Raw genomic sequence first — 19424 nt, forward strand, 5'->3', positions numbered from 1 at the left:
GCCTGCTGCGGTTGCTCTTGCTTCCCACCTGGCACTACTTCCTCTGGAACCTCACGTCCCAGTCTCCAGGTGTCCAACATCAAGGGGAAGCTTCAGGGTGGCCCGGCTGGGAACACGGCGGTTCCCGGTGCCTGATGGTACCGGGGCCGTCGTGCTGCGTATCTGCCCTGGGACAAACAGAGTTGATGATCCGTTATCTAGATCAGGGCAGAGGTGGGCAAGGTGACTGGCTCGGGTGAGAGCTGGCTGAACGATGGCCTCGATGACGTGATGGGCGTCGACCACGGCCTGTGGGTGCCAGGGGTCGACTACGTGGGGGGCTGGCGGGAGGCTCGGGAGGGTGCCGACCGGCTGAACCGGGCGCTCCTCGGCGCGGGCTTCGAGCTGTCCGCCGTGCGGGCGGTCGCCTCGACGGGTGAGGACGGGCGCGGGCTCGTGCGCCTGGCGGGCAGGTTGGACACCGTGGACCGGCTCGCCGGGCTCCTGGAGCAGCTCGCTGGCAGTGGCGGCGGTGCGGCATGAGTGGCCCTTTCGCTGGTGAGCGCGGTATGTGGGCACGTCGCTGGCTGGAGAGACTTTGGGCAGTAGCTGCCATGGGGCGAGTGAACAGGGGGCCTTACGCTGGCCCGGCGAATCGGGCAGGTACTGGACCTGCCCGCGGTTGTGCCCGATGGGCCCCCTGTTCTTCGAGGCTCGCCCCATGGGAGCTGCCTAAAGTCTCGGAGGTCGGCGACCCCCAGCCCTCCACGCCCCTGCCTGCGACGGCCGGTCGACGCTGCGACTTCTCCGGCCGGCTGCGGTGGGGGGCGTCCGGCGACCGGACGGGACCGGCGGCCACGCCGCACGCCCGGCCGGGGCGGCCGGGCGGCCCGGCGCGCCGCAGGCGCGCCCTTGAGGAAGTGAAGGCGGTTTCGACCGATGCCGGTTACTCAGGCGCGGGCGCGTCGGGCGGGCTGTTTGTCGGCGGTGATCCGGTAGGAGAGTTCGGCACGGTCCGCGCCGATGCGCAGCTCTTCGAGGATCAGGGGGCGGTCGTCGGTTCCGTGGGTGACGCGGGCCATGTGCAGGATCGGGGTCGCGTCGGGGAGCTGGAGCGTGGCGCGCTCGTCGGGCAGCGGCATGCGGGCGCGTACGGTCTCGGTCCACGACAGCTTGTGTCCGGCCTGGGTGAGTACCCAGTAGATCGCTGCCGGAGGCTTGCACGGCTCCTTGCCGAGCAGCGGGACAGCCTCGGCGATCTCGAAGGGGATCAGGGTGCGGTGCATGGCGCGCGTCCCGGTGCCTGGGTCGGTGAGCAGTCGATCGCAGCCGAACAGTGCTTCTTCCTCGCCGAGTTGAAGCAGTCGGCTGGTGTCCTTGGCGGTGTGGGTGCGGTAGGTGCTCGGCTCCTCGGTCTCCTGCCAGACGTCGCCATTGGGCATGACGAACTTGCCCTCGGCGGTGCGGCCGATGCGTCGCTCGAGGGTGAGGACGGGCTGTCCGCTGGAGCGTACGAAGCTGCCCTTGCCGTGCCGGACATCGATCAGCCCTTCCGCGCGCAGGGCGGCGATCGCGTTGCGGACCGTGGGGCGGGAGACGCCGTAGCGGGCCATGAGCTGGGCCTCGGACGGAAGCAGGGAGTCGGGGGCGAACTCGCCCGTGAGGATCGCTTCCCTGATCGCGGCGGCCACCTGCTGGTAGAGGGCTCCGGGGCGTTGGATCTCGGTCATCTCGGCTTCTCCGGGTCGGGGTCGTAGGCACGTCGCACGCGCGACATCACTCGTCAGCATAAGTAGTTGCACCCTCGCCGTACAGGACTCCATAGTCGTAACTCGTAAGGACAAGTGACGTCAGTACATCGCTGGCGTCTTGACTGGCCAGGGAGGCCAAAGAAATGCAGTCCATTCCCGTGGACACGGCGCGGCTGGGCGTACTGCGGTGCGCCATCGCGCCGGAAGCGAAGATCAGCAACCCCGAGACACAGGAGGTGAAGAAGGACCGGGACGGCAACCCCGTCTACACCGTTGCGGTCACCGTGCGGCAGGACCGGCGGCGGATCTCCGTCATCGAGATCGCCGTGACCGGTGAACCGAAGGGCATCGAGGAAGGGCAGATCGTCAAGGTCACCGGCCTGACGGCGTTCATGTGGGCCATGGGCGACCGGCACGGCGTCAGCTTCCGTGCCGACGCCATCACGCCCGTGCCCAGCCCGGCGGCGGCACCTGGGAAGGGCGGTGGCGCCTGATGAGGCCGATCCTCCTCGCCTTCGGCCTGGCCGTGCTGGCCTGGGTGCTGGTGGTCGGTGACCTGGTGCGCCGGCACCGTCCGGCCTGGCACTGGTACCTGGTGGGCTACCCGGCCGCCGCGTGCCGGGTGGTGTTCACCTGGCGCAAGGTCGCCATGCTCAACGACCTCGCCGTCTCCCGCCGCCCGCCGCGCGGCCTGCTCGGGGACCTGGTGGTCAAGGGTGATCCGCTGCGGCCGGTGGCTCCGCGCATCTCCTTCCCGCGCGCCACCCGCCTGGGCCTGACCGTGATCGTGCGCCTGCACGCGGGCCAGACCCCGGCGACGTACCTGAAGGCGGCGGACGCGTTCGTGCACGCGTGGAAGGTGCACGCCGTTCGGGTCACCTCGCCGGAACGCGGGCTCGTCCTGCTGACGGCGACGGCCACGGATCCATTGGAGCGGCCTGGCTTAGCCACGGCTCCGGCCGAACTCCTCTCCGTGCTGATAGGCGTACTGGAGTCCGGTGGGGCGTGGGTGATGAACTTGCGGCTCGTGCCGCACTGGCTCATCGCCGGGGCCACCCGCTCGGGCAAGTCCACCCTGCTGGCCCGGCTCATCACTCAGTTGGCAACTCAGCCCGTAGCCCTGGTCGGCATCGACTGCAAGGGCGGCATGGAACTGGGCCTGTTCGCCGGACGGCTCAGCGCGCTGGCGACCTGCCGCAGGGAAGCGGTCGCCGTGCTCTCCGCGCTCGTGGTCGACATGCAGGACCGAATGAGCGCCTGCCGGTCCGCCGGTGTCCGCTCGATCTGGGAACTACCGGAGAAGCTGCGGCCGGTGCCGGTCGTCGTGATCGTCGACGAGATCGCCGAACTGTACCTGTCCGACGGCACCCGCGAGAGCAAGGCGGAAGCAGACCAGTGCTCCACGCTGCTGCTCCGCCTGGCCCAGCTCGGGGCCGCGCTCGGCCTGCACCTGGTCGTCGCCGGCCAACGCGTCGGCTCCGACCTCGGCCCCGGCGTCACGGCGCTGCGGGCTCAGCTCGGTGGCCGGATCTGCCACCGCGTCAACGACCCCGGCACCGCAGAGATGACCCTCGGCGACCTGAACAAGGACGCCGTGGCCGTCGCCCAGTCGATCACAGCGGAAGAACGCGGCGTGGCCGTGTGCACAGGGCCGGACGGCGGCTGGAGCCGCGCCCGCTCCCACCTCACCCCCACGCAAGAGGCCGTGGCGACCGCGAGGAAGTACGCGGCGACCACGCCCGAACTGCCCGGCCTGACACGCGCCCTTGAGGCGCTGAAAGGAGACGACAGGTGATCGGCGAAGGTACGGCGTTCACGTTCGCGGTGATCTTCGGGATCATCACCGTCCTCCTCGTCCGCTCCCGCGACGTCCGCGCCTGGGAAGCGGTCTGCGTCGGCCTCTTCGGCGTCTACCTCGGCCAGACCCCCGTGATCTACACCGTGCATGGCCTCGTCACCTGGGTCATCAGCGGCTTCTCCCACACCTGAGCAGAGAGGACACACCACCATGCCCATGCCTCGCGTGAGGTGCCCCCAGTGCAAGGGCGACGGAGCCCGCCGCACCTGGACCGGACGACAGCGGCGCTGCCGCGTCTGCCGCGGCACCGGAACCATCCGCTGACCGACGACCACGGCGACTGACCACACCCGTAAGGAGCTCGGCCCATGGACGAGAGCGCGCCACCAACCACCATCCGTGCCGCTTCGGCGGCCCACCCAGGAAGGTCACCACCATCACCCCGCAGATCACCCCGGCTGACCGGCGCGCCGCCCTCGACCACGCGGCGCGCCTGCGTCAGCTCCCCGAAGCGGACCGCGACGCCATCCGCCTCGCCCAAGACCCCAAGTTCCCCCGCTGGCTGGAGCAGATCACCGCCACCGGCGGCTGCACTCACCCTGTCTACCTGTCAGGCTCCACCAGCATCCTCGACGGTGCGACTGGTGAGATCCTTCACCACTACGACACCCTCAACGAGCCCGGTGAGCGGCTCCTCGTCCGCTGCCGCAACCGGCGCGCGACCGTCTGCCCGGCCTGCTCCCGCCTCCGCGCCGCAGACACCTACCACCTCGTCCGCGCCGGCCTCCTCGGCGGCAAGAACGTCCCCGCTACCGTTCGCCACCGCCCCCGCCTCTTCGTCACCCTCACCGCCCCGTCCTTCGGCCCCGTGCACCGGGCTGAGGAGTTGTGCCGCCCCCGTCGCGACGGCGGAACCTGCGAACACCGTCGTCCCCTCGGTTGCGGCGCCGCCCACGCCTCGGACGCGCCGGTCGTCGGCCAACCCCTCTGCCTCGACTGCTACGACTACACGGGCCACGTGCTGTGGCACGCACACGCCTCCAAACTGTGGGACCGGTTCGTCATCGACGTCCGGCGGCGCCTCGCCTCCGCCGTCGGCCTCGTACAGTCCCACTTCGCCTACCACGCCCGGCTGTCCTTCGCCCGCGTCGCCGAGTACCAGAAGCGGGCGGCTGTCCACGTGCACGCCGTCGTCCGCCTCGACGGACCGAACGGACCCAACGACGAACCCCCCGCCTGGAGCACTCCAGACCTGCTCATCGACGCCGTACGTGCTTCCGCCCGGCGGGTCCTGGTCCGCACCCCCTACAGCCCGGCCGTGGGCGAACTGGCCTTGCGGTGGGGCGTCCAGGTCGACGTCCGGCCCCTGCATGCCGACAGCGGCGGACCCGACGATGACGCGGTCGCCGCATACGTGGCCAAGTACGTCACCAAGGGCGCGAGCGAGACAGGCGCCGGCATCGACCACCCGGTTACCACCTGGGCGGACATCGAGTCGGCACCGGTCAGCGAACACGTTCGGATCCTCATGCGCACCTGCTGGCGTCTTGGCGGCCTTCCCGAGTACGCCCACCTCCGCCTCCGGGACTGGACCCACACGCTCGGCTACCGGGGTCACATCCTGACCAAGTCCCGTGCTTACTCGACGACGTACGCGGCACTCCGCGCCGAGCGCGCCGACCACTTGGGCCACGCGGACCTGCCCGACATGGTCACCGAGCGGCAATGGCGCTACGTCGGCTCGGGCCACACACCCGGCGCTGCCCTCATCGCGGCCGGAATCGCCGAGGACCTTGCTGAGTCCCGACGGCTCGGCCTGGAAGCAAGGCAAGAGGGGGAGTGGTGTCGATAACTGCCCTGCCCGAACGCGAACTTCAGCAGCCTGGGCGCTCGCCGCTGCCCCGGACGTCCAACAACAGGACCATGAGCCTGATTGAGAGCGAGATCGTGATCATTGACGATGACGGCACTGAAGAGCCGTTTGACCCCGCGTCTTGGTTCTCGTGAAAAGGGAAGCCGCCTCCCCGTGTGCCTCGGGAAGGCGGCTGCACTGGTCCGTCGCCTGTGCTGTGTCAGAAAGCTTCGGCGAAGTCGTCCTCCCGGATCACGAGCCGCTCGCGTACGTCCCTCGGGATCAGTAGGCGGAGGTGCACCTTCGGGGCTCGCACCTTCGGCACCTTCGTGCGGGTGACCTCGCACCGGATGCCGACTCGGTACAGGTCTGCGGCCATGGCTTCCATGCCGCCTTCCTGCCAGTGCTCGCGGAAGGTCTTACCGCCGTGGACGTTGACCCATCGGTCCTTCGCCGTCTCGGGGTCGATGGCTTCCAACTCCCCGATGAGTTTGTCGAGCGTCGCCTCTGCCTGCTCCTTTGTGAACCGGGTCTTCGTGTACCGGCCCCCTGGTTCGAGCTCCTTCATGTAGAGAGCGATGGACTCTTGAAGGCGCTTGATCTCCCGCCGTGCCTCGGCGCCCTCGGCGTACTGGCGAACCTGTACGGGGAAGTCACCGAGGACCTTGAGCACGTCCTCCACGAGCCGCTCGTAGACCTGGTCGGGGTCGGGTGCGCCGAGTCCGCCGCTCTTGCAGTTGCGGCACCGAAGGTAGTGATAGATCCCGAACTTGTTGTTCGTGATCTTCACGGTCATGTTCGTCTTGCAGTCGGCGCACAGGAGGACGCCGAGGAACTGAGTCGCTCCGCCGACACGGCGCGGAGGCTGGTTCTTCTTGCGCTTGTCGAGAGCGGCGCCGAGGGTCTCGAACTCCTCCTCGGTGAAGATCGGGGGAGCGACCTTGATCGGCCTGCCATCCTTGCCGAGGATCGCTTTCGATCGCCGTTGCCCTCCTTGTTTGTCCTCCTCCACCCGGTAGCCGAGAAGCGCAGGGTTACGGAGGCGGCGGTGGAGCGTCGCCACGGTGAGCCCCTGGCTCATGAGCCCGGACCGCTTCAGGCAGCGCACCATGAACCGGGCGGAACGTCCTCGAAGCGCCATGCGACGAGCCCAGTGCAGTGCCTTGTGGGCCGCGGGGTCGATGACGAGACCGAACTTCCCTGCGTCGTCCTCACCCGTGACGTAGCCGTACGCCGGCTTGCCGATGATCCACTCTTCCTGGGTCTTCGCGTAGTCCCACAGGCTCGTGACCCGGGTAGAGGTGTTGGCCGCTTCGATCTCGGCGATGCCGCCGATGATCGTGACCATGATCTTCCCGGCGGTCGTCGTGAGATCAAGGCTGTCGTTCTTCGAGACCAGGTTCTTCCCGCGCTTCAGGCTCCACTCGATCATCGTCGAGAGATCAGAGAGGCGGCGTACGAAGCGGTCGAGCTTCCAGAACAGGAGCTCATCGAACTCGGGGGAGCGGTTGTTCAGCCAGTCGCCGAGTTCCTTCCTCTTCCACGGCGGAACCTTCGTTGCCGACACGTTCAGGTCCGAAGCGACGCCGACGACTCGGCAGCCTCGCTCCCTCGCCAGGATGCGAAGGTCGAGCTCCTGCCGCACCGGCGACGTGGTTTCGTCCGTCAGTACAGACAGGCGGACGGATAAGAGAGCCCGAGGAGCATCCTCGGGGAGTAGGGCCTCAGCCTGCTTCAACTCCTCCAGGAGCGCGAGATCCGCGTCAGTCCACTCGGCCTCGACCGAGTACTGCCTCTGGTCGGCTGCTGTGCGCTTCCGTGTTCGTGTACCCATGCATGCGACCGTAGAGCTGGTTTTACACCTGTGTCCATATGCCCGCAGATGGACACATCCATCCAAATCGGCCCGACCGGCAAGAAGTTGCTGCCCCTGACCGTCAAGAACGCGGCTCCGACGCCGGCTTCGAGCGGTCACGCGCACTGAGGTGGGCGCCGGCGGGGGCGAGTGAGGGCGAGGTGGCCGCTGTGTCCGTCCCGCTCTCCTGCGCGTCCGCGCGGCCGGCCGAGCCCCTTCCCTGTACCGGGAAGGGGCTCGTCGCGATTCGGGTGCTCTGCCTCGCTGTCTAGGCGTTCGGAGCGGCCACCGGCTCCGTCTCCGGGGCCTCAGTGATGGCCGGGGCGTCGCTCAGACCGAGGCGGAGGTGTTCGACGTGGTAAAGGGCCTGGTCGAGAAGTTCGGCCACGTGGTTGTCGTAGAGGGAGTACACCACCGAACGGCCCTTACGGGTGCCGACGACGAGATCGAGGTTCCGCAGCAGCCGGAGTTGATGGGAGCAGGCGGACTGTTCCATGCCGACTTCCGCCGCCAGTTCGGTCGCCGGCAGGGGACCCTCGCGCAGCCGCGCCAGGATGAGCAGCCTTGAGGGAGTGGCCAGGGCCTGGAGGGTCGTGGCGACCTTGGCGGCACTGGCGGCATCCAGACGTGCTCGGGGAACGCTTCCGGCTGGCTGTGCGGCTCCATGACCCATGTGCTCATGCTACGGCACCACACATGAACGCATGAATGGCTATTCATTCATTCCTGTTACGGTAGTGGGGTCGACCTGTCGCGTCCCGATCTGCGAAGGACCCCACGCCCATGTCCTCCACTCTCACCCGCCCGGCCGAGACCGGAGCCTCCCGCGAGACGGTGGCACCCCGGCGGCGCACGCGGATCTTCGCGCTGTCCGAGGCCCGGTGGGCGGCGGCCGCCCTGGTGCTGTTCCTGGTCGCCCTGCCACTGAATCTGACCGGGGCACCTTCGTGGTCGTGGGGGCCGTTGTTCGCGGCTGTCTACGTCACCGGTGGCTGGGAGCCCGGCTGGGCCGGTCTGCAGGCGCTGAAGGACAGGACCCTGGACGTGGATCTGCTCATGGTCGTTGCCGCGCTCGGAGCGGCGGCGATCGGGCAGGTGCTGGACGGGGCGCTGCTGATCGTCATCTTCGCCACCTCCGGCGCGCTGGAGGCGATCGCCACCGCCCGCACCGCGGATTCGGTGCGCGGTCTGCTCGACCTCGCCCCCGCTACCGCCTCGCGTCTGACGGACGGCGGCGGCGAGGAGAGCGTGCGCCCGGAGGAGCTGCACGCGGGTGACACGATCCTGGTGCGTCCCGGTGAGCGGATCGGTGCCGATGGGCGAGTGCTGGACGGAACCAGTGAGGTCGACCAGGCCACCATCACCGGTGAACCGCTGCCCGTGGCCAAGGAAGTTGGAGACGAGGTGTTCGCCGGCACCCTGAACGGCACCGGGGCGTTGCGGGTGAAGGTCGAGCGGGACCCGTCCGACTCGGTGATCGCACGGATCGTGGCGATGGTCGAGGAAGCCTCCGAGACCAAGGCGCCGACCCAGCTCTTCATCGAGAAGGTCGAACAGCGCTACTCGCTCGGCATGGTCGCGGCCACAGTGGCACTTTTCGTACTGCCGCTGCTGTTCGGCGCCGATCTGCGATCCACGCTGCTCCGCGCGATGACGTTCATGATCGTCGCCTCTCCGTGTGCCGTGGTCCTCGCCACCATGCCGCCCCTGCTGTCGGCGATCGCCAATGCCGGACGTCACGGTGTGCTGGTGAAGTCGGCCGTGGTCATGGAGAGGCTCGGCCAGGTGGACGCGGTGGCGCTGGACAAGACAGGCACCCTGACCGAGGGCACTCCACGCGTCACCGACATCCGCCCGCTTGCCCGTCCCGGCATGAGTGAGCAGGAGCTTCTGCGGCTGGCGGCGGCGGCCGAGCACCCCAGCGAGCACCCGCTGGCCCGCGCGATCGTGGACGCCGCACGCATCCGCAACCTGGACATCCCGCTGGTGGAGGACTTCGCATCCACTCCTGGCGACGGCGTGAGCGCAAAGGTGGACGGCCGCACCGTCGCGGTCGGCAGTCCTACCCGCGTCTTGGCTGACGACACCGGCCACCCGGTCATCGCCGTGACCGCCGGCCTGGAGCAGGAGGGCCGCACCGCCGTGCTGGTCACCCTCGACGGCGCCCCGGTGGGGGTTCTTGGCATCGCGGATCGGCTGCGCGAGGAGGCTGCCGCCACCGTTGCCGCCCTGGGCGAGCTGACCGGCACAGCCGCAGTGCTGGTGACCGGTGACAATCCCCGTGCGGCGACCCGGCTCGCCGCAGAGGTCGGCATCACCGATGTCCGCGCAGGTCTCCTCCCACAGGGCAAGGTCACTGCCGTGCAGGAGATGGAACGGGAAGGCCGAAAGGTGCTCGTGGTCGGCGACGGCGTGAATGACGCGCCGGCGCTCGCTGCGGCCCACACCGGCGTTGCCATGGGGCGAGCCGGCTCGGACCTCGCCCTGGAGACCGCTGACGCGGTCGTGGTGCGCGATGAGCTGGCCACCATCCCCGCCGTCGTACGCCTCTCCCGCCGGGCACGCCTCCTGGTCGTGCAGAACCTGATCATCGCCGCAACGTTCATCACCGGCCTGGTCATCTGGGACCTGGTCGGCACCCTGCCCCTCCCGCTCGGTGTCGCAGGACACGAAGGCTCCACCGTCATCGTCGGCCTCAACGGCCTGCGTCTGCTGGCTGATGCCGCCTGGAAGCGGGCCCGGCTGACGGGGGACCAGCGGCAGTGACGACCGCGGAACACCACCCCGCCCCTCCTGCCGCCGTGCGCGTGACCGGCCAGGGGAGGCGCCCTCCGTCGCGAGGCTCGCAGGTGTCTGGCGGCGTGCGACGGCGTGGTGGGCGCTCTACGCGACCGCAGGGCTGCGGCGTTCGATGAGCACGACGTCGCGCCATACGCCGTGATGCCGGCCGATGCGTTCGCGCGTGCCGATGATGCGGAAGCCCGCCCTCCGGTGCAGGGCGAGGCTGCTGGTGTTCTCGGGGAAGATGCCCGACTGGATGGTCCAGATGCCCGCTGCTTCGGTCGAGGCGATCAACGCGTTCAGCAACGCCGTGCCGACTCCTCGGCTGCGGGCGTCGGGGTGGACGTACACCGAGTGTTCGACCACGCCGGCATAGACGCACCGGTCGGACACCGGCACCGCCGCAACCCAGCCCAGCACCTTGCCGCCCTGGTCCACGGCGACGTGCCGGTGGTCGGACAGCTTGGTGGCGTTGAATCGTTCCCAGGTGGGCGCGGCGGTCTCGAAGGTGGCGTTGCCCTCGTCGATGCCGAGTCGGTAGATCCTCAGAACCTCGTCGGCGTGCTCGGGGCCCATGGCCACGACGCGAACTCCGGTCGCGGCACTCACGCTTGGCTCGTCGGGGCGATCTCGTCGAGCAGGCCGCGGATGCGCTTCTCGATCTCGTCGCGGATGGGGCGGACGGCGTCGACGCCCTGACCGGCCGGGTCGGTGAGCTCCCAGTCGAGGTAGCGCTTGCCGGGGAAGACGGGGCAGGCGTCGCCGCAGCCCATGGTGATGACCACGTCGGAGGCCTGGACGGCTTCGACCGTGAGCACCTTGGGCACCTCGGCGGAGATGTCGATGCCTGCCTCCGACATCGCTTCGACGACGGCCGGGTTGACCGTGTCGGCGGGCGCGGACCCGGCGGAGCGGACCTGTACGCGGTCGCCCGCGAGGTGGGTGAGGAACGCTGCGGCCATTTGGGAGCGCCCGGCGTTGTGGACGCAGACGAACAGCACGGAGGGACGTTCAGCGGAGGTGTTCATGGCCGGTGTGTCTTTCTGGGCGGAGGCCGGTCAGGGGAGTTCGGGAGCGGCGAGTTCGGGTTCGCCCGGGAGAGGGACGGCTGCGGTCCGTGCGGGTGCTGGGCGTCCGAAGACCGCAAGCACCAGCCCCAGCCCCAGTGCTGCACCCACCAGTTGGGCCACGATGAAGGGGCCCAGCGAGCCGGGGGCGATGCCGGCGAAGGTGTCGGTGAAGGCCCGGCCGATGGTGACCGCCGGGTTCGCGAACGAGGTGGAGGACGTGAACCAGTACGCCGCTCCGATGTACGACGCCACGGCCACCGGGCCGTAGTGGGCACGGCCGGAGCGGGCCAAGCCGAAGATCAGCAGGACGAGTCCGGCGGTCGCGACCACCTCGCCCAGCCACAGGTGACCGGCGGAGCGGTCATGGGTGGACCACTGGACGAGCGGTTTGCCGAACATGGCGTCGGCCACGACGGCACCGGCGACGGCTCCCATGATCTGGGCCGGGATGTAGGCGGCGACGTCCCGCGTGGTCAGCGCATCCTCGCTGCGGCGGCCGGTGAGCCAGGCGGCGAGGGTGACGACGGGGTTGAAGTGTGCGCCGGAGACCGGCCCCAGAAGCGCGATGAGCACGCCAAGGCCGAAGACCGTGGCCAGCGAGTCGGCCAGCAGTTGCACGCCGGCATCCCTGGTCAGCTCGGTGGCCTGGATGCCGGAGCCGACCACCACCGCGACCAGGGCGGCCGACCCCAGAGCTTCGGCGGCGGCCCGGCGGACCAGCGGGGCGCTCACGCGGTTGACTCGGCCGTCTGCGATGTCTTCAGGAAGGCGGCGAGCCGGTCGAGGGTGGCGGGCAGCGCCCAGTAGTAGACCCACGTGCCGCGACGCTCGCAGTCGATCAGACCGGCCTGCCGCAGCAGCTTGAGGTGATGCGAGATCGTCGGCTGGGACAGGTCGAAAGCCGGGGTCAGGTCACAGACGCAGACCTCACCGCCCGCCCGTGAGGCGATCATCGACAGCAGGCGCAGGCGTACCGGGTCGCCCAGCGCCTTGAACGGCTTCGCCAGCTCCGCCGCCTGGTCCTCGTCCAGGGGAGCGGTCACCAGCCCGGGGCAGCACGCGCCGTTCTCGTCGCTCTCTCCGAGCACCACAAGCTCCTGATTCGACATGCGCCTATGTTGACAGTCTTCGATCCAAGTCGCAATCTGGCATCGACAGACATCAATGCAAGCCGATGGGAGCCCTGCCATGTCCCGTGCTCAGCTCGCTCTTCGTGTCAGCGACCTGGAGGCGTCGATCACCTTCTACTCGAAACTGTTCGGCACCGAACCGGCCAAGCGACGCGAGGGCTACGCCAACTTCGCCATCGCCGAGCCCCCGCTCAAGCTCGTCCTTATCGAGGGCGAGCCCGGCAAGGAGACCCGCCTCGACCACCTCGGCGTCGAGGTCGAGTCCACCGACCAGGTCGACGCCGCCACCACCCGGCTCAAGGACGCCGGCCTGGCCGTCTTCGAGGAGAACGACACTTCCTGCTGCTACGCCCTCCAGGACAAGGTCTGGGTGCACGGCCCCGGCAAGGAGCCCTGGGAGGTCTACGTCGTCAAGTCCGACGCCGACACCCTCGGCAAGAGCGCCGCCCCCAACGCGACCGGCGACGGCTGCTGCACCACCCGGACCACCGAACCGGTGGCCTGAGAAGCGCTCAGGTGGACGATGGGCGTCGTCACCGTCGCACCTGTGTGGTCACAGCACTAGACGTTCGCAGCCGCCACCGGCTCCGTTTGCGCGTCCTTCGGCGCCTTCGTCCAGTTCACGGACGAGGTCGCGGGTCTCGTCCGGCAGCGCGCCCCCTCGAATGCGTCGTTGAGGTATCCGGTGCAGGCTGGTCGGGGGGCATGGGCGTGCCGCGAAGCGGTCCGGGCCGGGGTGCCTGCCGTGCTCGGCGGGCGGCCGCGGGAAGGAGGCGCGATGGAGATCGAAGGATCGATTGCCCTGGTGACAGGGGCCAATCGTGGCATCGGTCACGCATTCGCTCGCGCACTGATCGAGCGGGGAGCCGCCAAGGTCTACGCCGGTGTCCGCGATCCGGCGAGCGTCGGTGACGAGCAGCTCTCCGCGTTGCGTCTGGACGTCACCGAGCCGGAGGAGGTCGCCGCGGCGGCCGAGGCCGCCGGTGACGTCAGCATCGTCGTCAACAACGCGGGCGTCGGAGGGTTCGGGACCAAGCTGCTGACGGGCTCCTTCGACGGTGCGCGCGAGGCGATGGAGATCAACTACTTCGGCACCTGGGCCGTTTCCCGTGCCTTTGCCCCGGTCCTGGCGCGCAACGGCGGCGGCGCGCTGGTGAACATGCTGTCGGCTGCCTCCTGGATCTCCCGGCCGGAGTATCCCGGATACGCGGCCTCCAAGGCGGCCCAGTGGTCGTTGACGGGCGCGCTCCGGGAAGGCCTGCGCGAGCAGGGAACGCTGGTGATCGGCGTCCACGCCGGTTTCGTGGAGACGGATCTCAGCTCCTTCACGGACGCACCGAAGATCAGCGCGGCGGACGTGGCGGAGCAGACCATGGACGCCCTGGCGAACGACCGGGTCGAGGTCCTCGCCGACGAGCGGACCAGGCAGATCAAGCACGCCCTGGCGCAACCGCTGGATCAGTGAGATCGGCATCCACCGCCGCCGGGAACCCGACGTGGCCGAAACGCGTACTCTAGAGGGAAGGACCGGGCGCGAAGTCTCCCCGCCGAGGCGGGGGTGATCCGGACGGGACGGCACCGGAGAGGTGCCGGACCGGACGCTCTCCACGACGAGGGTCGGCGCCACGGACCGCCCGCCGTACACGAGGAGAAGTTCCACTGGGCAAGCGACAGCCCGAAGGCCCACCGCCCGCACCCGCGGTGCAGCGCATCCGACTGCGCTACACCAAGCGAGGCCGCCTCCGGTTCACCAGCCACCGTGACTTCCAGCGCGCCTTCGAGCGTGCGCTGCGCCGTGCCGAGGTGCCGATGGCGTACTCGGCGGGGTTCACGCCGCACCCGAAGGTCTCCTATGCCAATGCCGCACCCACCGGCACGGGCAGTGAGGCGGAGTACCTGGAGATCGCGCTCACCGCGCCCCGCGACCCGGAGCGTCTGCGTGAGCTTCTCGACGAGTCCTTGCCCGCCGGGCTGGATGTCGTCGAGGCGGTCGAGGCCCGTACGTCGGGGCTCGCCGACCGGCTGACCGCTTCCGTGTGGGAGCTGCGGCTGGACGGCGTGGACCCGGCCGAGGCCGAGAACGCGGTCGCGGCCTTCAACGGGGCCGAGACCGTGGAAGTGCAGCGCCTGGCCAAGAACGGCATGCGCACCTTCGACACCCGGTCCGCCGTGGTGGACCTGCAGAGTATGGAAACGCACGGTTCGGCGGCTGATGGGCCGACCGGCCAGCCTTGTGCGATACTGCGGCTGGTTGTTCGGCACGTGACGCCTGCCGTACGACCCGACGACGTCCTGTCCGGTCTCCGCGCCGTGGCCGACCTGGCGCCGCCGGTCCCCGCTGCGGTGACCAGGCTGGCGCAGGGGCTGCTCGATGAAGAGACCGGCACGGTGACCGACCCGCTCGCGCCCGACCGCGAGGCAGACCTGGCCGCCCCGGCCGATTCAGTGGGGGCCGCCGTTCCTGCCGCCGCGAAGGCGCCCGCGTAGGGACGGTTCCGCACCGGGACGGACGTCGAAAGCGCCGCCCTCGTACTCGGGAGCCACCTGGGTCGGGCAGCGCACCGACCAGAAGACTTTCGCCAGGCCGTGCACAACAAGGCGTACGGAACCGGCGAGACAGGACACAGAGAGCTCCCGTGCGGCGCATGCGCCCCGGACGGCGGCCGACGCGCACCGCGCGGCCGCGGACGTCAACGGTGCCGATCGACGTGATCGGCGCCGGACCGGGCGCGGCGCCCGGGGGCCTGACGGGAGATACGCCCGCATGCTCGAACCGACCGAACCCATCGAGGGTTCCGAAGAACTGAACACTCCCAGCGACACCCTGCCGCCGCGTCGTCGGCGCCGTGCCGCGTCCCGCCCGGCGGGTCCGCCCGCCGCCGCGTCCTTCGAGGCCGCGGCCGAGATCACCGCTCCGGCCGTACCGGCCGCCGCGTCCGCGGAACTCGCGGAGCAGGTGGAGGAGCAGGAGAGTCCCGGGACCGAGGAGGCCGCCGAGGCCGCGGCCCCGGTCACTGGCGAGGAGACGGAGGAAGCGGCCGAAGAGGCGGCGCCCGCGCGCCGTACGCGCCGTCGTGCCTCCGCGCCCGCCGGGACGCCCAAGGCCACGGAGGGCGAGGCCGCGGCCGAGACCGTCGTTCCGGCGGCCGTCGCCGAGACGCCGGCCACCGAGTCCGGTGCCGTCGAGACGCCCGCCGGGTCCGTGGAGGCCGGCGAGGCCGCCGCTCCGCGGCGTACCCGCCGGCGTGCCACGCGCAGCGTGTCCACGCCCGCCGCGTCCACGGAGGCGGTCGAGACCGCCGCCCCCGCAACGGCCGCCGAGAGTTCCGAGGCTGTCGCCGATTCGGCGGAGGCGCCCGCCCCCGCCGCTCGTACGCGTCGCCGCGCCACCCGGCGCGCGTCCGCGCCCGCCGGTGCCCCCGCGCCGGCCGAGGCCGCCGAGATCCCCGCGGTGAGTTCCGCTCCCGAGGTCACGGCCGTCGCGGCCACGGCTGAGTCCGGAAGCTCCGGCTCGGCCGAGGAGACGGCGCCGCAGGCCGCCGAGGCCACGGAGGACGCGGCTCCGCGGCGTACCCGTCGGCGTGCCACGCGCCGTGTCTCCGAGCCCGCCGCTCAGACCGCCGCCGTCAGCGAGGCCCCCGCGGCCCAGCCCGCCGAGGTTCCCGGCGAGACCGAGGCCCCCGCCGAAGCCACCCCCGCCGCCGAGGCCGCCGAGCGTGAGCCCGCCGCCGAGGTCGCGGAGGACGCGGCTCCGCGGCGTACTCGTCGGCGTGCCACGCGTCGCGTTTCCGAGCCCGCCGCTCAGCCCGCCGCCGAGGCTCCCGCCGCGGAAGCCCCCGCGGCCCAGCCCGCCGAGGCGCCCCACGAGGACGAGGCCCCCTCCGACACGGCTCCCGCCGCCGAGGAGTCCGGGACGCGGCGGAGCCGTCGTCGGGTCGTCCGGCGTGCCGCGACCGGGTTCTCCGAGCCCGCCGCCGAGTCCACCGCCGGTGACGGCGAGTCGACGCGCAGGCCCGCGCGGCCCGCTGTCGCCGTGTTCCAGGCGCCCGTCTTCACCCAGCCGATGTTCCAGACCCCGGAGCGTGCCGCCGCCGCGGCGGCGGCCGAGGCCGCGGAGAGCGAGGAGCTCCCGGAGGAGCAGGACGAGCCGGTCGAGCAGGCCGAGCACTCCGACCAGGGCTCGCGCCGCCGTCGTCGTCGCAGGGGCTCCGGTGGTGAGGAGTCCGAGACCCGGACGGCCGTGCCCGCGGACGGGTCCGCCGTGTCCGCCGAGACCGCCGAGTCCGCCGAGGACACAGAGGAGTTCGCCGAGTCGGCCGAGGAAGCCGCCGAGGGCGAGGACGGCGAGGAGTCCGGTTCCCGCCGACGCCGCCGCCGCGGTGGCCGCCGTCGTCGCCGGGGCGAGTCCGCCGAGGCCGGCGAGGACGCGGAGGAGAGCGACGAGCTCGCCGCCGAGCAGGCCGCACAGGACGCCGAGGACACCGCCGAGGAGCTCGACGAGGACGACGAGGACGCGGCCGGCGCCGAGGACTCGGGCGATGAGGACGAGGGCCGGCAGGGAGGCGGTGGCTCCAGCAGCAGCCGCCGTCGCCGCCGTCGCCGCCGCCGGGCCGGTGACGGCGCCGGGGAGGGCGAGCCGTCCGCCGACGACCCCGAGCGCACCGTGGTCAAGGTGCGCGAGCCCCGCAAGGCGGCCGAGCCGTCCGACGAGGTGCAGTCCATCAAGGGCTCGACCCGTCTGGAGGCCAAGAAGCAGCGCCGCCGCGAGGGCCGCGAGCAGGGCCGCCGCCGGGTGCCGATCATCACCGAGGCCGAGTTCCTGGCGCGCCGTGAGGCCGTCGAGCGCGTGATGGCCGTCCGGCAGCACGGCGACCGTACGCAGATCGGCGTCCTGGAGGACGGCGTGCTCGTCGAGCACTACGTCAACAAGGAGCAGTCGACCTCGTACGTCGGCAACGTCTACCTGGGCAAGGTGCAGAACGTGCTGCCCTCGATGGAGGCCGCCTTCATCGACATCGGCAAGGGCCGCAACGCCGTCCTGTACGCGGGCGAGGTCAACTTCGAGGCGCTCGGGATGGCCAACGGCCCCCGCCGTATCGAGTCCGCGCTGAAGTCCGGGCAGTCCGTCCTCGTGCAGGTCACCAAGGACCCCATCGGGCACAAGGGCGCCCGCCTGACCAGCCAGGTCTCCCTCCCGGGCCGCTACCTCGTGTACGTCCCCGAGGGCTCGATGACCGGCATCAGCCGCAAGCTGCCCGACACCGAGCGGGCCCGGCTGAAGACGATCCTCAAGAAGATCGTCCCCGAGGATGCGGGCGTCATCGTGCGCACCGCCGCCGAGGGCGCGAGCGAGGACGAGCTGCGCCGCGACGTCGAGCGGCTCCAGGCGCAGTGGGAGGACATCAAGAAGAAGGCCAAGGGCGGCGGTTCAAGCGCACCGTCTCTGCTGTACGGCGAGCCGGACATGACCGTCCGGGTCGTGCGCGACATCTTCAACGAGGACTTCTCCAAGGTCATCGTCAGCGGTGACGAGGCGTGGGAGACGATCCACGGCTACGTCTCGCACGTCGCCCCGGACCTCGCGCCGCGTCTGCAGCGCTGGACCAGCGAGGTCGACGTCTTCGCCACGTACCGGATCGACGAGCAGCTCGCCAAGGCGCTGGACCGCAAGGTCTGGCTGCCCAGCGGCGGTTCGCTGGTGATCGACCGGACCGAGGCGATGGTCGTCATCGACGTCAACACCGGCAAGTTCACCGGCCAGGGCGGCAACCTGGAGGAGACGGTCACCAGGAACAACCTGGAGGCGGCCGAGGAGATCGTGCGCCAGCTGCGGCTGCGCGACCTCGGCGGCATCATCGTGATCGACTTCATCGACATGGTCCTGGAGTCCAACCGCGACCTGGTGCTGCGCCGCCTGCTGGAGTGCCTGGGCCGCGACCGTACGAAGCACCAGGTGGCCGAGGTGACCTCGCTGGGCCTGGTGCAGATGACCCGCAAGCGGGTGGGCCAGGGCCTCCTCGAGTCCTTCTCCGAGACCTGCGTGCACTGCAACGGCCGCGGTGTCATCGTCCATCTGGAGCAGGCGAGCGTCGCCGGTGGCGGCGGGAGCAAGCGCCGCAAGCGCGCCCGCGCCGGTGCCGAGCAGCCGCACGAGCACGAGGCCGTGGCCGTCGAGGCGGTCGCCCCGACCGCCGAGGAGGAGGCGGAGGCCGAGACGGAGACCGCCGAGCCCATCGCGCTGCCCACGCTGGAGATGGCCCCGGACGAGGAGCTGTACAGCAGCGTCGCCGAGGCGGAGGCCGCGGCGAGCCGTGGCCGTACGCGGCGCCGCGCGAGCCGGCGGGTGTCCGCGCCCGCGGGCGCCCCGAAGGCCCACGCCGACGGTGGCGCTCGGGTTCCCACGGCGCAGGACGTCACGGCGGCCGAGGAGGCCGCGCGCCCGGTGGTCCCGGAGCCGGCCGAGCAGGCTCAGGCCGAGCCCGTGGCCGTGGAGGATCCGACGGTCCCGGCCGTGGCCGAGGAGGCCGCCCCGAAGGGCCGTACGCGTCGTCGCGCGACCCGCAAGGTGTCGGCGCCGGCCGGGTCCCCGACGGGTGCCGAGGCGTCCGTGGTGACGGTGGCGGAGGCCGCCCCGGCGGTGTCCGCCGAGTCGCGGGACACCGACGCGGCCGAGGTTCCGGCGGAGCAGCCGGAGGCTCCGGCCGAGTCCGCCGCCCCGGCCCGTCCGCGCCGCCGTGCCGTGCGCAAGGCCACCGCGCCGACCGCGCCCGAGGACACGGCCGTCGTGGTCGTCCCGTCGGCCGCGGTGGAGGAGGCCGCCACCGAGTCCGGTGCGCCGGCCGAGGCCGCCGAACAGGCCGCCGCCGACACCGAGCCGGCCGGGACCGCCGCCGACGACGAGGCCGTTCCGGCCAAGAAGACGGCCCGCAAGGTCGCCAAGAAGGCCACGGCGAAGAAGGCCGTCACGAAGAAGGCGGTGGCCAAGAAGACGACGGCCAAGAAGACCGCCGCGAAGAAGGCCACGGCCAAGAAGGCGGCGAAGACCGTCAAGTCGGCCACGGCCGCGAAGAAGGCCGCGTCGAAGAAGACCGCGGCGGCCGAGCAGTCGTCGCCGTCCGTCTCGGCCTCGACGGAGGACTGACCGACTCGCACGGCGCGGGGCGGCGACGGACCACCGGTCCGTCGCCGCCCCGCGTTCGTGTGTCGTG

The 19424-nt window shown here is 70.9% G+C and carries 17 protein-coding genes; 10 read left to right on the plus strand and 7 right to left on the minus strand.

What is annotated here, in order from left to right:
• Positions 1-222 precede the first annotated feature (222 nt).
• Entirely contained in the window at positions 223-522 is a 300-nt protein-coding gene (locus tag ACIOWN_RS00005; protein ID WP_401979430.1) for a hypothetical protein, read from the plus strand.
• A 407-nt stretch (positions 523-929) separates the two neighbouring features.
• Here the strand turns inward: ACIOWN_RS00005 and ACIOWN_RS00010 are convergent, their stop codons facing one another.
• Entirely contained in the window at positions 930-1709 is a 780-nt protein-coding gene (locus tag ACIOWN_RS00010) for a GntR family transcriptional regulator (protein WP_401979433.1), read from the minus strand.
• Between the two features lie 164 nt (positions 1710-1873).
• Between ACIOWN_RS00010 and ACIOWN_RS00015 the strand changes: the two genes are divergently transcribed.
• From ACIOWN_RS00015 to ACIOWN_RS00030, 4 genes are all read left to right on the plus strand, one after another.
• On the plus strand, positions 1874-2224 hold the full coding sequence (locus ACIOWN_RS00015) for a hypothetical protein (RefSeq protein ID WP_401459182.1): 351 nt from the start codon (positions 1874-1876) through the stop codon (positions 2222-2224).
• Positions 2224-3525 (plus strand): FtsK/SpoIIIE domain-containing protein, encoded by a 1302-nt coding sequence (locus ACIOWN_RS00020; protein ID WP_401979436.1) that lies wholly within the window; start codon positions 2224-2226, stop codon positions 3523-3525. The genes ACIOWN_RS00015 and ACIOWN_RS00020 overlap by 1 nt, the downstream gene beginning before the upstream one ends.
• Positions 3522-3719 (plus strand): hypothetical protein, encoded by a 198-nt coding sequence (locus ACIOWN_RS00025; protein ID WP_383731653.1) that lies wholly within the window; start codon positions 3522-3524, stop codon positions 3717-3719. Before ACIOWN_RS00020 ends, ACIOWN_RS00025 begins: the two co-directional genes overlap by 4 nt.
• A 302-nt stretch (positions 3720-4021) precedes the next feature.
• Entirely contained in the window at positions 4022-5380 is a 1359-nt protein-coding gene (locus ACIOWN_RS00030; RefSeq protein ID WP_401980205.1) for a replication initiator, read from the plus strand.
• Positions 5381-5600: 220 nt separating this feature from the next.
• Here ACIOWN_RS00030 and ACIOWN_RS00035 read toward each other — a convergent pair whose 3' ends face one another.
• Both ACIOWN_RS00035 and ACIOWN_RS00040 read right to left on the minus strand, forming a co-directional pair.
• Positions 5601-7214: a recombinase family protein gene (locus ACIOWN_RS00035; RefSeq protein WP_401979439.1), complete on the minus strand. Its 1614-nt coding sequence runs from the start codon at positions 7212-7214 to the stop codon at positions 5601-5603.
• Positions 7215-7503: 289 nt separating this feature from the next.
• Positions 7504-7908 (minus strand): metalloregulator ArsR/SmtB family transcription factor, encoded by a 405-nt coding sequence (locus ACIOWN_RS00040; RefSeq protein ID WP_362356617.1) that lies wholly within the window; start codon positions 7906-7908, stop codon positions 7504-7506.
• 110 nt (positions 7909-8018) lie between these two features.
• On the opposite strand from ACIOWN_RS00040, the gene ACIOWN_RS00045 reads away from it, so the two are divergent.
• Positions 8019-10001: a heavy metal translocating P-type ATPase gene (locus tag ACIOWN_RS00045; RefSeq protein WP_401979442.1), complete on the plus strand. Its 1983-nt coding sequence runs from the start codon at positions 8019-8021 to the stop codon at positions 9999-10001.
• Positions 10002-10118: 117 nt separating this feature from the next.
• On the opposite strand, the gene ACIOWN_RS00050 is transcribed toward ACIOWN_RS00045, so the two are convergent.
• Genes ACIOWN_RS00050 through ACIOWN_RS00065 form a run of 4 tightly spaced genes read right to left on the minus strand, consistent with a single transcriptional unit; the run spans position 10119 to position 12195 of the window.
• A complete protein-coding gene (locus tag ACIOWN_RS00050; protein WP_362356647.1) occupies positions 10119-10592 on the minus strand; it encodes an N-acetyltransferase family protein in 474 nt (157 codons plus the stop codon).
• Between the two features lie 29 nt (positions 10593-10621).
• Positions 10622-11044 (minus strand): arsenate reductase ArsC, encoded by a 423-nt coding sequence (locus ACIOWN_RS00055; protein WP_401979444.1) that lies wholly within the window; start codon positions 11042-11044, stop codon positions 10622-10624.
• 30 nt (positions 11045-11074) lie between these two features.
• Positions 11075-11818 (minus strand): aquaporin, encoded by a 744-nt coding sequence (locus tag ACIOWN_RS00060; RefSeq protein ID WP_362356623.1) that lies wholly within the window; start codon positions 11816-11818, stop codon positions 11075-11077.
• A complete protein-coding gene (locus ACIOWN_RS00065; RefSeq protein ID WP_362356625.1) occupies positions 11815-12195 on the minus strand; it encodes a metalloregulator ArsR/SmtB family transcription factor in 381 nt (126 codons plus the stop codon). The genes ACIOWN_RS00060 and ACIOWN_RS00065 overlap by 4 nt, the downstream gene beginning before the upstream one ends.
• 79 nt (positions 12196-12274) lie before the next feature.
• On the opposite strand from ACIOWN_RS00065, the gene ACIOWN_RS00070 reads away from it, so the two are divergent.
• From ACIOWN_RS00070 to ACIOWN_RS00085, 4 genes are all read left to right on the plus strand, one after another.
• Entirely contained in the window at positions 12275-12721 is a 447-nt protein-coding gene (locus tag ACIOWN_RS00070) for an ArsI/CadI family heavy metal resistance metalloenzyme (protein WP_362356627.1), read from the plus strand.
• 273 nt (positions 12722-12994) lie between these two features.
• Positions 12995-13681, plus strand: coding sequence for an SDR family oxidoreductase (locus tag ACIOWN_RS00075; RefSeq protein WP_362356629.1), 687 nt, complete (start codon positions 12995-12997; stop codon positions 13679-13681).
• Positions 13682-13917: 236 nt separating this feature from the next.
• Complete coding sequence (locus ACIOWN_RS00080; protein WP_362356631.1) at positions 13918-14703, plus strand: TIGR03936 family radical SAM-associated protein; 786 nt, start codon at positions 13918-13920, stop codon at positions 14701-14703.
• A 277-nt stretch (positions 14704-14980) separates the two neighbouring features.
• Positions 14981-19357, plus strand: a complete 4377-nt coding sequence (locus ACIOWN_RS00085; RefSeq protein ID WP_401979452.1) for an Rne/Rng family ribonuclease — start codon at positions 14981-14983, stop codon at positions 19355-19357.
• The last annotated feature ends 67 nt before the right edge of the window (positions 19358-19424 follow it).

Source organism: Streptomyces sp. NPDC087787, assembly GCF_044743035.1.
GTDB lineage: Bacteria > Actinomycetota > Actinomycetes > Streptomycetales > Streptomycetaceae > Streptomyces.